Source organism: Alkalispirochaeta americana (assembly GCF_900156105.1).
GTDB lineage: Bacteria > Spirochaetota > Spirochaetia > DSM-27196 > Alkalispirochaetaceae > Alkalispirochaeta > Alkalispirochaeta americana.
Genome location: NZ_FTMS01000025.1, coordinates 1 through 14615 on the forward strand (window position 1 = coordinate 1; position 14615 = coordinate 14615).

At 53.8% G+C, this 14615-nt stretch carries 10 protein-coding genes and 1 rRNA gene; 1 reads left to right on the forward strand and 10 read right to left on the reverse strand.

Annotation, left to right across the window (positions count from 1 at the left end; all coding sequences use genetic code 11):
- Positions 1-181 precede the first annotated feature (181 nt).
- The 8 genes from BW950_RS13750 to BW950_RS13785 form a co-directional block, all read right to left on the reverse strand.
- Positions 182-1087: a LysM peptidoglycan-binding domain-containing protein gene (locus BW950_RS13750; protein ID WP_076489878.1), complete on the reverse strand. Its 906-nt coding sequence runs from the start codon at positions 1085-1087 to the stop codon at positions 182-184.
- A 90-nt stretch (positions 1088-1177) separates the two neighbouring features.
- On the reverse strand, positions 1178-2200 hold the full coding sequence (locus BW950_RS13755) for an ABC transporter ATP-binding protein (RefSeq protein WP_234969130.1): 1023 nt from the start codon (positions 2198-2200) through the stop codon (positions 1178-1180).
- An 11-nt stretch (positions 2201-2211) separates the two neighbouring features.
- Complete coding sequence (locus BW950_RS13760; RefSeq protein ID WP_076489880.1) at positions 2212-3288, reverse strand: ABC transporter ATP-binding protein; 1077 nt, start codon at positions 3286-3288, stop codon at positions 2212-2214.
- The gene (locus BW950_RS13765) at positions 3285-4175 is read right to left on the reverse strand and encodes an ABC transporter permease (RefSeq protein ID WP_076489881.1); all 891 of its coding nucleotides are present in this window, start codon (positions 4173-4175) and stop codon (positions 3285-3287) included. Before BW950_RS13765 ends, BW950_RS13760 begins: the two co-directional genes overlap by 4 nt.
- Positions 4176-4191: 16 nt before the next feature.
- Complete coding sequence (locus BW950_RS13770; protein WP_200796842.1) at positions 4192-5163, reverse strand: ABC transporter permease; 972 nt, start codon at positions 5161-5163, stop codon at positions 4192-4194.
- Between the two features lie 76 nt (positions 5164-5239).
- A complete protein-coding gene (locus BW950_RS13775; protein ID WP_234969131.1) occupies positions 5240-6901 on the reverse strand; it encodes an ABC transporter substrate-binding protein in 1662 nt (553 codons plus the stop codon).
- Between the two features lie 158 nt (positions 6902-7059).
- A complete protein-coding gene (locus BW950_RS13780; protein ID WP_143559264.1) occupies positions 7060-8757 on the reverse strand; it encodes a hypothetical protein in 1698 nt (565 codons plus the stop codon).
- 119 nt (positions 8758-8876) lie between these two features.
- Positions 8877-10877 carry an alpha-1,4-glucan--maltose-1-phosphate maltosyltransferase gene (locus BW950_RS13785; RefSeq protein WP_076489886.1) on the reverse strand — a complete coding sequence of 667 codons (2001 nt, stop codon included), beginning with the start codon at positions 10875-10877 and terminating at the stop codon, positions 8877-8879.
- A 158-nt stretch (positions 10878-11035) separates the two neighbouring features.
- Between BW950_RS13785 and BW950_RS13790 the strand changes: the two genes are divergently transcribed.
- Positions 11036-11950: a branched-chain amino acid transaminase gene (locus BW950_RS13790; RefSeq protein WP_076489883.1), complete on the forward strand. Its 915-nt coding sequence runs from the start codon at positions 11036-11038 to the stop codon at positions 11948-11950.
- Positions 11951-12074: 124 nt separating this feature from the next.
- On the opposite strand, the gene BW950_RS13795 is transcribed toward BW950_RS13790, so the two are convergent.
- Both BW950_RS13795 and rrf read right to left on the reverse strand, forming a co-directional pair.
- Positions 12075-14267, reverse strand: coding sequence for a bifunctional alpha,alpha-trehalose-phosphate synthase (UDP-forming)/trehalose-phosphatase (locus BW950_RS13795; RefSeq protein ID WP_076489887.1), 2193 nt, complete (start codon positions 14265-14267; stop codon positions 12075-12077).
- 260 nt (positions 14268-14527) lie between these two features.
- A 5S ribosomal RNA gene (gene rrf / locus BW950_RS13800) occupies positions 14528-14615 on the reverse strand; the annotation flags it as partial.

Sequence of the window (14615 nt, forward strand, 5' to 3'; positions counted from 1 at the left end):
CTCAACTCATGGTTGGTTGCTCTCAGTCAGTGCACCGCATCACTGCCGTGCGAGGGTGAATCTATCAGCTCCCACTACTGCGCGTCAACTGCTTTGCTCGCAGTTTGTGAAAAAAAATTACTTTCTGCGGATCCACGGGGCTCCAGGAGTCACAAAACCATGAAACATTCACAACCAGCACTCAGCGTTTTGGGATGAGCAAATCCTGGTCGGCAAAAATCACATCGGGATCTCTTATCCGGTTTTTGTCAGCGATCTCCAGAAACCGCCAGGGAGTTCCATAAAAACGCAGGGAAAGATCCCAGAGAGTATCACCCCAGCTAATTTGATACAGCGTGTCCTCCCGGACTGCCCCCCCCTCAGCCAGAGAGGGCTCGGCTTCTTTAGCCTCTTTTGCAGGTTCTACCCTGTCCTCCCGGGCTAGTGGCTCCTGTTCCCCTGAATGCTCTGGCTCCTGGAACGGGGCGGCTTCCTGTGGCGGATGCGGGTCAGGAGGCTGTTCTACCGGAGTTGGCTCCACGGCATCCCCCGCAGCAAACGAACGGAAAACCAGAGTAGCGGCGGCAAAAAGCAGGACAATCAGAAGCGCAAAGAGTAATACCAGAACAAGGCGCCCTGATCGATGCCCCGGGGACGGCTCCCAATGTCGGGGGTCTTCATCAAAACCGGAATCGTCTTCAGGCTCATCAAGAAAGTCGCGATCTCCTTCGGAAATTCGCTGATAGGGGCTGGAGTTTCGCCGATCCTCCAGGGGGATGACAAGACTTTGCATACCCCCCCCTTGACGATCTGTGGCAACCACGTGCAACACCCCTTCGTCGTCCAGGGTAAGCAAGAGGTCCAAATCGGGAGTTCCCTGCTTTTGAGGAGACAGATTGGTCAGCGCAACCGTACCAAGAAACTCCTCACTCTGAAGTTCGCTCTGCTCTTTGAAACCAGGATCTTGTTGCTCAAAAACACGGTAGAGAGATATTTCTGCGCGATCCTGCTCATCCCGAACTGTCGTGAGAACGAGTTTCTTCCGCACCGACCCTTGCCCGTCGAAAACGGGATAAAAACTCCGGTCTGCCAGTCGGACACCTATCATTGATCTGTTCACCCTTTAATGGTAGTCCAACAACATCGGTCCGACAAGCAAAAGCGAATGAATTTTCCCTCCCTTGAAGCCTTCCGTGCACTACCCCTTTGAACCGGCGGTCTCCTGGACGATCGTTCGCGGCCTTAGTTCCTGGGGCGAAAACATGCAGGCGCTTTGCTGGCCATCCCGCCGCTCGATCAGACGGTGACCGCAGGAGAGGCACTCAGGCTGGGCGTAGGGACAACGTGGCGTGAAACGGCATCCTTCAGGAAGATTGATCTGATCGGGCACAGCATCGTCTACAGTCACCTCTTCGCGCTGATAATCAGGGTCTGCCACAGGGACCGAGGAGACAAGCACTTGCGTATAGGGGTGCTGGGGATGAGCGATAACATCCTCAGCTTTACCGATCTCCACAATCTTGCCCAAATACATTACGGCGATTCTGTCGCAAAGATATTTGATTGTTGCAAGATCGTGAGAGACATAGATCATCGTCAGACCCATTTCATCCCGCAGTCGCTTGAGAAGGTTGAGAATATCCGCCCGAATCGAGACATCCAGCATTGAAACAGGCTCATCAGCAATCAGCACTTTGGGACGAAGAACGATACCTCGGGCGATTGCCACCCGTTGGCGCTGGCCTCCTGACATCTCATGGGGGAATCGGTCAAGGTAATGCTCTGCAGGCTTGAGACCGGCGATGGTAAGACACTCGCTTACCCGGCGGGCAATCTCCTGTTTGTCTTTGAGCCCGTGGATGCGAAGTGGCTCGGCAATGGTCTCGAACACGGTAAAACGCGGGTTCAGCGTTTCATAGGGATCCTGAAAGATCATCTGTACTTCCCGGCGAAACCGTTTCCGATCCTTTCGAGAGGAAGCTTCCAGAGGGTGCCCGTCGACTGTTATCTCCCCCGATGTTACCTCCTGAAGCCGCACAATGATCTCGCCCGTAGTGGTTTTACCCGACCCACTCTCGCCAGCAAGTCCAAGAATTTCGCCAGGAGCTATATCCAGAGACACGTCATCCACGGCCCGCACCACCTGATGGTCCTGCCGGAAAATATCCTTGATGCCCCGCCGAAGGGGATAATGCTTACTCAAGTTTGCAATCGAAATCATCGGCGTGGCGCTCATATGCCGGCCCCCTTCATTTCTTCGCTGGTCTCCTCCTGCAGGATCTGCTCCTCAATCCTTGCTCGGACAGATTCCCAGGTATCCCGTTTTTTTGCTTCCCGGCGGAAGGATTCTACCTTATCGGTATACCAACAGGCCGAATAATGATTCTCCTTGACCTCCTCAAGAGGAGGCTCCTCAAGACTGCATCTTTCAGTTGCAAAAGGACATCGCACATGAAACCGGCAGCCCTGCTGTGGCTCCGAGAGGTTGGGCGGGGAGCCAGGAATCGCCACCAGCTCCTCCTGTCCGATCTCGGTGATACTGGGAAAGGCATTCTGCAACCCCAGGGAATAGGGATGGTAGGGGGCGCGGAAAAAACTGTTCGTATCGGCGATCTCCATCACTCGCCCCCCATACATCACCATGATTGTCTCGCAGACCTCACTCACTACAGAGATATCGTGGGTGATGAAGATCATGGAACTGGAGATTTCTTTGTGTATTTTCTGGATGCGCTGGAGAATTCTCCCCTGAACGACCACATCGAGAGCGGTGGTAGGCTCATCGGCGATGATTATATCCGGCTCAAGGGAAAGGGCCATGGCGATGATCGCCCGTTGCTTCATTCCTCCGGAAAGCTGATGAGGAAAGCTCTTGAGACGTTTTTCCTCCAGGCCAACCATGGAAAAAACTTCAACCGCCCGGGCGAAGGCTTCCTTTTCGGTCATTCGTGAGTGGGTTCGAATAGCCTCGATGATCTGCGTCCCCACGGTGTAGACAGGATTCAGGGAGTTCATGGCACTCTGCGAGACCAAGGCGATGCGCTTCTGACGCATCTTCCTCATCTCTTCCGGGTTCTTCCCTACCAGATCTTCTCCGTCAAACAGTACGTGCCCTGCAGAAATTCTTCCGTTTTTGGGCAAAAGCTGCAACAAGGCCTTCGCTATCGTGCTCTTTCCGCACCCCGACTCACCGACAATCCCCAGGCTCTCGGCCCGTTTCAGGGTAAAGGAAACATCTTCGACAGCCCGAAGCACTCCCCCCTGAATCTTGTACTCAACACTGAGATTCTGAACATCCAACATTCTCATCGTTTCCTTAATCGCGGATCTACTACGGCCTCCAGGGACCGCGCTACAAAGAAGATCGAGAGCAGAAGAAACACAATTGCCATCCCGGGAGGGATCGTCCACCACCAGGCCTGGCGGGAATAACCCGAGATAAAATTGATGTGGAGAATTTGCCCCCAACTTGTCACCCGGGGATCTCCAAACCCGAGAAAAGAGACGCTCGCCTCTGCCATGATCGCCCAGTTAACCATGAAGGCCATCTCCAACAACACCAGAGGAATAACATTGGGAAGAATATACCGAACCATGATGCGCAGATGACCGGCCCCTGCAACACGAGCTGCTTTGATGTAGGGCCTCTGGGCGATGGAAAGGACTTGTGAACGCACAATCCGTGCTACCGTTCGCCAGGACAGAAGCGAAACCGCAAGTATGATATTCCATATACTGGGCTGCAACACCGCTGCAAGAACAATTACAAAGGGAATAAATGGAATCGCATAGAAAAAATCGACTACTCTCATAAGAAGCGAGTCAATCCACCCTCCAAAATACCCCGCAATAATTCCTATGACAGAGCCCACGATTGTTACCAGCAAGGCAGCCAGAAACCCTACCATCAAGGCAGTTCTGGTACCCAGAATCACCTGGCTAAAAATATCCCGCCCCACATCGGTGGTCCCGAAAGGGTGGTCCCAGGAAGGGCTCTCAAGACGGCGAATGCCGCCCTCCTCGTGGTAATGTCGATCCCGGGGACCATGAGGAGCCAATTGCTCCGAAAAAACCCCCACAAACACAAAGGCCATCAGGAGCACAACTCCAAACAGAGCCAGCTTGTCCTGCTTCAGGTTTGACAGAAACACATAAAGGGAACTTTGCTTGTTAATATGCCGTGTTAACATTTTCATTGCCTTCACATCCTTTTCATCGGTAGGTGATCCGCGGATCCAGGAAGGCGTATACCACATCCGCCACAAGGTTCATGAACATCATGATCGCTGAGATGATGATGAAAATTCCCTGTGCCAGGGGATAGTCCGAACGGGTTACGGCCTGCACGATCTCTCGTCCCAAACCGGGCCAACTGAATACAACCTCAATGAGAACCTGACCGCCTATGGCGGCGCCAATAAAGAGCGCGCCCGCTGTAACAACTGGAAGCAGAGCATTTCGGGCTGCATGATGATAGAGGATTCGCCGCTCGGGAAGCCCCTTGGCACGAGCCATCTCGATATAGTCTTCAGACATGACTTCCAGCATGCTGTTCCGCATGATCAGAAGAGGGGTAGCAAGAAAGTAAAGACCTGCCACAATCGAAGGCAGAATCAGGTGCCGCAGAAAGTCGCGGTTTACAAAGATTTCAAAAAACGTATCACCCGTGTATCCCGTGGATCGCATCCCCTGAGCAGGAAACCATCCCAGCATAACAGAAAAAACCATTATCGCCATCAGGCCAATCCAAAATGTAGGCGCTGAACGAAAGATCAGACTGAAGGTAACGCCGACAGACTCCAGAGGAGACCCCCGATGCCACGCCATCCAGGCACCTCCGAGGACACCAGCCAGGTAGGCCACCAGCATGGCGCTCAACATCAGTATCAGCGTCGCCGGCATTCGGGAACCAATCACGCGAAGGACCGGTCGATTATAAAAAAAGGAATTCCCGAAATCAAGACGAACCAGATCTTTCATGAAAATCTGGTACTGAGTCCACAAGCTTTCATGCAACCCATATCGTTCAAGGAGAGCCTGCCTCGCCTCGCGAGGTATGGAGGGATCCACCATGGACGCTGTGGGATCGCCGGGCATTGTACGGAACATAAGAAAGATCATGGTTGCAATAAGGAAGAGCATGATCACCATGACCATCAATCGTTTTGCTATATAGGGTAGCACAGAGTTTTATCTCCTTTATGAATGGAATGGGGCCGGCTTACACCGGCCCCAACGCCCGTTTCTCCAGGACACCTGCTCAGCGAGGCATCCGGAGGCGGCCGGTGCTATCCCAGGTAAACCCTGCCTCGGCAAGAAGTTCCCGAGCCTTCTCAGGATCGTAGGTGTCGTAGATCGGCACTTCGGGATTGTGCCAGAACTTGTTGGCAGCGTTAATGACCAAACCACCACCGCCTCGGCTTCCATACCCCTCAAGGAGGACATCCAGGGCGTAGTCATAATCCACCAGGTAGGTCAGGGCCCGGCGAAAATCGACATTGTTAAAGGGAGGGCGATTATTATTCAGACCGATGTAGAAGAAACCAATGTCCGGCGCCTCGGTCAGCTCAAGATGACTGAACCGTCCGCCTTCGTTGCTCTTGATCTGATTGATATGGGCAGGAATCAGATCGTAGGAGATCACATCAACATTCTTCAGTTCCAGATCCGAGAGAACGCCTTCCGGGGAGGCATAAATCTTGAAGATATAACCATCAATGTTCACAGGGAAGAAGTAGTCGGCAAACCGTTCGGTGACCAGCTCTTCGCCGGGACGAAAGCGGACAAAGCTGAAAGGACCGCTACCAACGGGATGGGCGTTTTCGTACTGTGTGACATCGCCCACATTCTGCCAGATGTGCTTGGGAACGATGGGAATCTGGGTGAGTGTGGTTGTGATGAACGGCGCATAAGGGGCATTCAGAACAAACCTGACGGTATTTGCATCGCGAGCCTCAACGGACTCGATCGGATTGGTAAACGATGCGAAGTAGCTGTCGGGGAGGTCCATCCAGGTCTGATAGCTCCAGACCACGTCGTCTACCGTTACAGGCTCTCCATCGTGGAAACTCATTCCACTTCGGATCGTGACATCCACAACAGTGTCTTCCACGATCTCCCACCCCGTGGCGGCCCAGGGCTCGGGCTCAACCTGGGGACTCAGCCGGACCAGTTTGTCGTAGATGAGCCGGAGATTTCGCCAATCGTAGACGCTGCGGGCAGCGAAGGGGTTCAAGTTGGTAATGTTGATGTTGCTGGCAACCACGGGAACGGTGTGATCCTGCGAGAGGGGCTCCATCACCAGAGGGCTCCACTCATTGAACAGCCCCTCACCGGACATATTCACCATGTTGGTAAAGCGCGTCTTATCGTAGGTCTGGACGTTGGCCCGCGAATAGAGAGTTATGCGAGGAACTTCCTCGGCCAATATCCGCTGCGCCCGCCAGACGATCTCGCGCCGAGCCTCTACGTCCATCTCCTGGCGCTGGGCATCGGCGAGGATATCAAACTCGGAGTTCGAAAAACGGCAGGTGTTGTTTCCTCCGGCAACGGCGTTATCAGAATGGTTGATAGAGTGAATAAACATATCAGGATCAAGCCGCTCCACCCGGCCAGACCAGCCGATCGTGTAGGCATCGTAGTCCATATCCTCTCCGTAGAGGACATCGAGAAGAACAGAAAAATCTGTGGGCCGAGCCTCCAGGGTTACCCCGATCTTTGCAAGCTCCTCGGCAAGCTCCTGGGCCATCTCGTAATTGACCCTGTTCGCCTCGGGGAGGGAACTGAGGACCACCAGATTCGGAACCGGCGCTCCCATATCCTCGTCAGCTATATCGGCTCGACCACCACAGGACACAAAAAGCATCATGATCGATGCCGCCAGGCAGGCCAAGGTCATGCGGAAAATATGCATTTTACCCATCAATTCACTCCTTTTCGAAATTGCTAATCAATATTTATAGAGAAAAATGGATATAGCCGCAAGCAAGAAGGCCTTTTTTTCCGATATTTTTTGACGCATTAAAGCAGTCGACAACCGACAAGGGGAAACATTTGTATTTTTGGGAAAAATCACTCTACTTAGAAGGCTTCGAGAGAGATTTCATGTTCCAGAATAAAACAAATTCCTTTTAAGGGCACCCATATCCACTCGGGTCGATTATCGAGTTCGTAATCCACTTCGTAGACTGCTTTTTCGAGCATGTGAACCTTCAGAAGGAGCTGAAGATCACACCAGTTTTCCGGCACCACGCCCGCCCCCCGAACCTCCTTCAGATAGGCCTCCAGAAAAACGACCTGAGTCCTTGCGTACCAGTACTCAACCCAGGAATTCAAAGCCCCGGGGGACTCGGGATTCGCTGAGGAAACCTGACGATATCCGAGCGACCCGGCGTAGTGAAAAGACCGGAGCATTCCCGCCACGTCTCGAAGGGCCAAAGCGGTTTGTCGCCTCTCCTGAAGCGGGCGGGCCGGCTCTCCTTCAAAATCGGTAAGGACAAAATCAGAACCGGTGAAAAGCACCTGTCCCAGATGATAATCACCGTGCAGGCGAATCTTCCAGATCGTTTCGGACCGACCGGCCCACTCGGAGAGACACCCGGAAAGAAACAAAAGAAGGGTCTCTTCCTTTCCGACAAACTCTTCAGCCAAAGGAACCATCCCATCGGGGAACGAGGCTAGTTGTTCCCTGACCCGCCCAAAAACCCGGCGAGTCATCGCCTGGAGAGAAGAAACAAGTGAGCGCTGGCAATCAACCGTAAAAAGTTCCGCCCCGAAAGCTTCACTATCAGGGCAGTCGGCCCCCTGAAGCAGGGCTCGGTGCAATTCACCCGTACGGCGCGCGAGAAGCGCAATTTTTTCCAGAAACTCTTTCCCTCGCCCCCCCGAGACAGAAAAAAAAGCCTCCCCAACCTCTCCGACAGAGCCTGCGCTCGCGTCGTCCATGGAAGGAGACTGCTGAAGAAGATGCAGAAAGAAGGCAGCACTTTCTCTCGTGGCGTACTCCCAGCCATCGCCCCTGTTCGGGACATACTCCACCAGGAGGCCCAGGGCAGCGCTCTCTCCTCCGGGGAAGCGATAATCAAGACTACCCAAATATTGCGGAACCCGACACGCTGCTGACCTACTGGCAAGACTGTTTCTTGCAAGGTGTCGAAGAATCTCGACCTCCGGATTTTCTCCCGACTCAAGAGACCGATAGATCTTGAGAAAGGCCTTTTCCCGATACAAGAGGGCCGAGTTGGACTGCTCGCCCCGAAGAAGCCGTGCAGGCAGAAACGCTTCAGGGAGTTCTCCCCGGAGCGAACCTGCGGGAGCGGCCTCAATCGCCCCTGCAGCTCCCCGGAGAACAGCACCGGAGATGAGGGACGTCAAGAGGAGCTCCTGGACTTCGGGGCAGCAGAGGCCATCGAAGCAAACCCCCTCTGCGTCATGAAACCGCACAGGAGCTACAATCCCCAGAGGATAGTCTTTCTGAATTTCTCGGGCTTCATCCCCCAGGGCCAGGGCCAGGGGCACGAAATAGAATACGTCCCGACCATCGATGAAGAAGAGCTGAACCACCAGAAGCCAGGTAGTTGTCTCTCCTGTTTTGCTGAGCACCGTGTCCACGATCGCCAGACTCTTTACATGGCGGGCTTTGTCCCGAAACCAGCGACTTTGCTGCAGATACGGCAGAAGAAACACAGCTTCCAGCGGATGCCGCAGTTCATCAGCAAAGCTATCCCACTGTCTCCGGGAGAGGACAATCCCTTTTTTGTTCATCGGACCATGGCTCATCGAAGACAATCTCCTGAAAGCGCAATCTTCCGGCCTGCCCCGGAACAAGTTGCCAGGCACGTTTCATTACGCACCGATGTATCAGCTCTCAATCTATCCGCCTATCACCGGTCAAGGCATCACCTGTCAATGACAAAGAGATGAACCGGCGAAAGATCGGGGTCCAATTCCAGATAGTTCCAGTAGTCATGCCACGTCCAGGAATGACCGCTCAGAAGATCCCTCACAACAAAGGGCTGATGTGGATGCGGCCCTACAGCGGGCAGGGAGAACTCTACCTTCCCCGATTGGATCCGGGAATAATCCATGTTTACACACACCAGGATAATGTTGTCGCCATCGTCATCGGTCTTGCTGTAGCAAAGCAGGTGAGGATTGGTTACGGCATGAAACCGCAGGTTCCTGTTGCTTTGAAGAGCCGGGTTTTTTCGCCGGACCTCGTTTACCCGGGCGATAAGGGGCGCGATGGACCGGGGATCTTGCCGGTTCCAGGCGCGAATCTCGTACTTCTCGGAGTTCAGGTACTCTTCGCTCCCGGGTCGGACCGGTTTGTGCTCAAGCAACTCGTAGGCGGGTCCGTAGATTCCATAGTTTGAACTCAGGGTTGCTGCCAGGACCAGGCGCGCTATAAAAGCCGCAGGTTTTCCCGACTGGAGATCTTCATGAAGGATATCGGGAGTATTGGGCCAGAAGTTTGGCCGAAAGAACTCCCGCGGCTTTTCACGGGTAAGCTCTGTCAGGTACTGGCGCAACTCTTCGGGACTGTTTCGCCAGGTAAAGTACGTATAGGATTGCGTGAAACCACCCTTGGCCAAGCGGTACATGCGCTTGGGACGCGTGAACGCTTCGGCCAGAAAGATTACTTCGGGACAGTTCTCGTGAACCCGCTCAATGAGCCATTCCCAAAAGGGAAAAGATTTTGTGTGGGGGTTATCAACCCGAAAAACCCGAACGCCACAATCGATCCAATAAAGAAAGACCTGGAGCAACTCATTCCAGAGAGCTTCCCAATCGTCGGTTTCGAAATCAAGAGGATAAATATCTTCATATTTTTTGGGGGGATTTTCAGCATATTGGATTGAACCGTCAGGACGATGGACAAACCATTGGGGGTGCTCCTTAACCCAGGGATGATCGGGGGAACACTGAAAGGCGATATCCAGGGCTATTTCCATCTGATAGGTTTTCGCGGCTTCGACCAGGGCAAGGAAATCTTCCTTGCTCCCCAGGCGAAGATGAAGCGCCGTATGACCACCTTCGGCGGAGCCGATCGCCCAGGGAGAACCGGGATCACCAGGTGCCGCCTGGGTGGTGTTGTTGCGGCCCTTTCGTTTTTCCTGTCCGATGGGGTGTACAGGAGGAAGATAGAGTATATCAAAACCCATCCGGGCAATTTCCGGAAGCAAAGCGATAACATCCTGAAAGGTTCCATGAGAGAAGACCTGATCGCTCCCGGCGCGCCCCCCTGAGCCGGCTGCTACACCGGCAGAACGAGGAAACAGCTCGTACCAGGCACTGAAACCGGCTCGTTCACGGTCTACCCATACCCGAAGAGGTTCCTTCAAGTCGGTCTTGTGCGAGAGATCCGGGTATCGATCGACCAGTTCCTCGGCCGCTTTATCCAGGGCCGCCGCAACACGGCGGTCAAGAGATTGGCCTTGCTCAGCCAGCGTCCTGGCCAGATTTTCCAGACGCTCAACGTCCTTTCCCCGGGCTCGCTTTGCGGCAGCACGCACCAGGGCTGCGCCGATCTCGAGATCAGTGTTGTCAGCCACGGCTGCATCGTGTTTTTTGCGGAGCCCCTCACGCCAGGTCTGGCTGTGATCAACCCAGGCGCGAAGGGTGTACTCCCAGTAGCCCAGGGAATCCACGGTGAAGCACCCTCTCCACAGGTCGTTTCCTGCCGGTTTGAGCGGTATCTCCCGCCAGCTCCTGGCCTTTTTTGGTCGAACCAGAAGAGATGCCCGCAGGAGGTCATGGCCATCGGCAAGAATATCGGCCTCTACCTGGACCGATTCTCCCACGACCCGCTTTATCGGGAAGGCTCCTCCGTCAAGAGAGGGTTCCACCCGGTCAATCACAACTCGTCTTTGTCCAACCAGATTGAGTTTCTGCTTCATGATGCCTTCCATAGTATCAGAAGAGACCCGGGGCGCAAAGAAGATTTTCCTTCCCCCAAGATCGCAAGACTTCAGGATGAAAAAAGGGACGATAAGTTTGACAGAGACCTGTCGGAACCCTATACTCAGACCGAAAATTTCTGCCCCGGGAGGACGCGATGCACACTTTTTTGCCCTACGCCTATTTGAAGGGATCTTTCGTTGAGTTTGAGAAGGCGACGCTCTCGGTGGCAACCCATGCCCTTCACTATGGAACTGCAGCCTTCGGCGGCATGAGAGGGATTCCCGATCCTCAAAACTCCCGCCAGATTCTTCTTTTTCGGGCAGACCGCCATGCACAAAGACTCAGCAAAAGCGCCCGGTTTCTCAAATATGATCTCGCCCCTGAGGAAATCCTGAAAACCCTCGAGTCCTTCGTGCGAAAAAACGCTCCCACGACCCCCTTCTATCTCCGCCCGCTGGTGTACACCTCGGATCTGGGAATATCACCGCGCCTTCACAATGTAGAAAAGGACCTCCTGGTCTACGGCATCGAGCTGGGCGACTATCTCTCGCCGGAGGGCGTTTCCTGCCGGATCAGCTCCTGGTATCGTCAGGAAGACCGAAGTTTTCCCCTGCGAGGCAAGATCAGCGGAGGCTACATTACCTCCTCCATGGCAAAGACGGAGGCTGTTGAGAGTGGGTTTGACGAGGCAATCATGATGAACTCCCAGGGGAAGGTCTGCGAGGCCTCAGGGATGAATATCTTCATTGTCCGGGATGGATCGATTGTAACGCCCGGCGTGGATCAGGATATTCTGGAAGGAATCACTCGGGACTCGGTGATTACCGTGGCCCGCGATCTGGGGTACCAGGTGATTGAACGCCCCCTGGACAAATCGGAGCTCCTCATCGCTGATGAGGTCTTCCTGAGCGGCACCGCTGCAAAAGTAACGCCCGTGAAGCAGATCGAAAACTACCCGCTTCCGAAAGAACGGCCCGTCACGGAGGCTTTGAAAAAGATGATCACCTCCATCACCGAGAACCGGGAACCGCGCTACAACTCCTGGGTTCACCCGGTGTCGCTGGATTAAAATGCCCGGGCCTGCTCATCGAGATACCTGGCCCGGCCGTATTTGACGATTGCCGTTGCATTGATGAATTGCCTGATGGCTGACTGGAAGGCCATCAGGCTGGACAACACCGCTGCACCAGGCACTAAGCCGATCCAGCAAGCTTTCGCAATAACCGATGGACCTCTTCCACGCCATCGATGGAATAGAGCGCATCTGTAGCCCCCACTCCGACTTTTATTGAGACAGAACCCTCGGGCAACGCAGCAAACATATACTCATCGGTTGCGTCATCACCAATGGCGATGATCAAGTCCCAGGGTCCCTGCTCGGCAAAGTGGTGCACGACCCGTCCCTTGTGTATGTTCGCAGGCTTTACTTCAAGGACCCGGTTCCCGTCGAGGACAGAGAGCTCCAGGTTATTCGTAAGAGAGATGAGGGTCTCCCGCAATTCAGCCAAACGTACATTCGCCAGTTCCGGCTCGCTGTTTCGGTAGTGCCAGGCCAGGGAAAAGTCTTTCTCTTCCAGGAACGATCCTGGTGTCCGATCGACCATGCGTTCCATGATGGGCGTAACCATCTCTTTCCAGACAGGAACCTGGACCGTTGCAGCTTGCCACTCTTTTCCGGGATCTCGTATCCACGCTCCATGGCCAGCCCCCAGGGCCAGAGAATCATTGGGAAACCATTCCTGGAGATTTGATCTGTCCCGGCCACTGGAGATCACCACCTGGACGCCAGAGAGCTGGTTCAAGTCAGTGATGAGCGCGTGAAGCTCCTCGTCGGGCTCTGCCTGGTGGGGTTTTGACCGAAACCGCATGAGCGTGCCGTCGTAGTCCAGGAGAAGAAGCGCGGACTTGGATGCTTTCCAGCGGCGACTCAAATGAGCAATCGCTTCATCATCCATGGGTTTTGCCCGGTGCTCTGCCTGAAGCTGTTTCATCTCGGCGAGTTTATCAAGAAACTCTTGAGCCCAGTACTGCACGGTCAGCCGTTGCAACCGGTTTCTCATGGCCTTCATATTATGGGTTTGTTCTTCCCGAGCCTGTTTCAAGGCAGTGTTGATGGCGTCGGCGATTCCATCAAGGTCACTGGGATTCACCAGAATTGCCTCACTCAACTCTCGGGCAACGCCGGCCGTTTCACTCAACACGAGGACGCCTTGTTCATCAGTTCTGGCAGCAAGATACTCCTTGGCGATCAGATTCATTCCATCGCGAAGTGGTGTCACCAACAAAACATCTGCCCTGCGGTAGAGGGCGCTTAATTCCTCGAATGATGCTGTCTGATACTGGTAGTGGATCGGCACCCAGTTCAGGGTACTCAGCCGGCCATTGATGTCACTAACAAGCTCGTCGACTTCTCGTTTTAACTCCATATAGCGGGGAACAGATTCCCGTGATGGCGATACAATAATGAGGAGAGTCGCAGTTCCGACATACTCCGGATACTCCTCCAGAAGTCGGCGGAAGGCTCGTATCCGTGTAGGGATTCCTTTGCTGTAATCCAGGCGGTCTACAGAGAGGATCAATTTTTGACCTGCGTAGCGCAGATCAATCATACTGCGAACTTCTTTTACTGCAGGCAACTCGCCAGCACTCAAAAATCGATTCCAATCGATTCCCATGGGAAAGACGTCAACTTTTACCGCACGATTCCGTGTTCTGATTATTCCCATGGAATGATCGAACCCCAGCAGGCGGCGAACACTGGACAGAAAATGGCGCGCATAATCATAGGTGTGGAAGCCGATGAGATCTGCTCCCAAGAGCCCCTCCAGGATGGCTTCTCGGGAAGGAAGAAGCCGAAACATCTCGAAGGAAGGAAAGGGAATGTGAAGGAAAAACCCGACCTGCGCGTGGGGGAACTTTTTCTTGATGAGGCCAGGCAGGAGCATGAGCTGATAATCGTGTACCCAGACCGTTGCATCGTCCTCCATGACATCGGCAAGAACGTCAAAAAATCTTTGGTTTATTTCCTGATAAGCCTTCCATGTTTTTGAAACATATTCCGTGAAAGTGGGGAAATAGTGAAACAGGGGCCATATCGTATCGTTGCAAAAGCCACTGTAGAAGAGATCCATTTCTTCTTGGGAGAGGGGGACCTCAATCGCGTTGTGGTCCCGCTGCAGCTGCTCGCGGATGAGCTGGTGTTCTTCTTCGGGGAGATCTTCCTGGGCGACACCACTCCAGCCTACCCAAAGTGGGGGCCGGTCTCCTGTAGAGACCGAGCTGAGCCCCGTTGCCAGCCCTCCCACACTGGGAACAAGCTTTAGTCCTTCAGCCCCTTTCTGCACACTAACAGTGAGTCGATTCGATACAAAAACAGTTTGGTTCATAACGATTCCAAGGATAGCATGGGAAAAGTGGAGGGTGAAGGGATAGGAAATGACATAAGTGATATAATTTATTTTTAAAACCGAATCTAGCGAAAAAACAACAAAGATCCTCACGGTTCCTGGGGATACAAAAAAAACATCTCCTCCGCCGCTATCGGCGGCTCCGGCTCGGTGCGTTCCTCGGGGCTGTGCCCCTGCGGTACACACCGGGGTACCCAGACGTTTTTTATTGCCCCATTTCCATGTGGGCAATAAAAAACGTCTGGCGACGACCTACTCTCCCACCTTGCGGCAGTACCATCGGCGCGAGAGGGCTTAACTTCCGTGTTCGGAATGGGAACGGGTGGG

Excerpts from the sequence above, each read along its gene's own strand:
- BW950_RS13750 (WP_076489878.1), bottom strand. The coding sequence starts at position 1,087 with ATGATAGGTGTCCGACTGGCAGACCGGAGTTTTTATCCCGTTTTCGAC.
- BW950_RS13755 (WP_234969130.1), bottom strand. The coding sequence starts at position 2,200 with ATGATTTCGATTGCAAACTTGAGTAAGCATTATCCCCTTCGGCGGGGC.
- BW950_RS13760 (WP_076489880.1), bottom strand. The coding sequence starts at position 3,288 with ATGAGAATGTTGGATGTTCAGAATCTCAGTGTTGAGTACAAGATTCAG.
- BW950_RS13765 (WP_076489881.1), bottom strand. The coding sequence starts at position 4,175 with ATGAAAATGTTAACACGGCATATTAACAAGCAAAGTTCCCTTTATGTG.
- BW950_RS13775 (WP_234969131.1), bottom strand. The coding sequence starts at position 6,901 with ATGGGTAAAATGCATATTTTCCGCATGACCTTGGCCTGCCTGGCGGCA.
- BW950_RS13780 (WP_143559264.1), bottom strand. The coding sequence starts at position 8,757 with ATGAGCCATGGTCCGATGAACAAAAAAGGGATTGTCCTCTCCCGGAGA.
- BW950_RS13785 (WP_076489886.1), bottom strand. The coding sequence starts at position 10,877 with ATGAAGCAGAAACTCAATCTGGTTGGACAAAGACGAGTTGTGATTGAC.
- BW950_RS13790 (WP_076489883.1), top strand. The coding sequence starts at position 11,036 with ATGCACACTTTTTTGCCCTACGCCTATTTGAAGGGATCTTTCGTTGAG.
- BW950_RS13795 (WP_076489887.1), bottom strand. The coding sequence starts at position 14,267 with ATGAACCAAACTGTTTTTGTATCGAATCGACTCACTGTTAGTGTGCAG.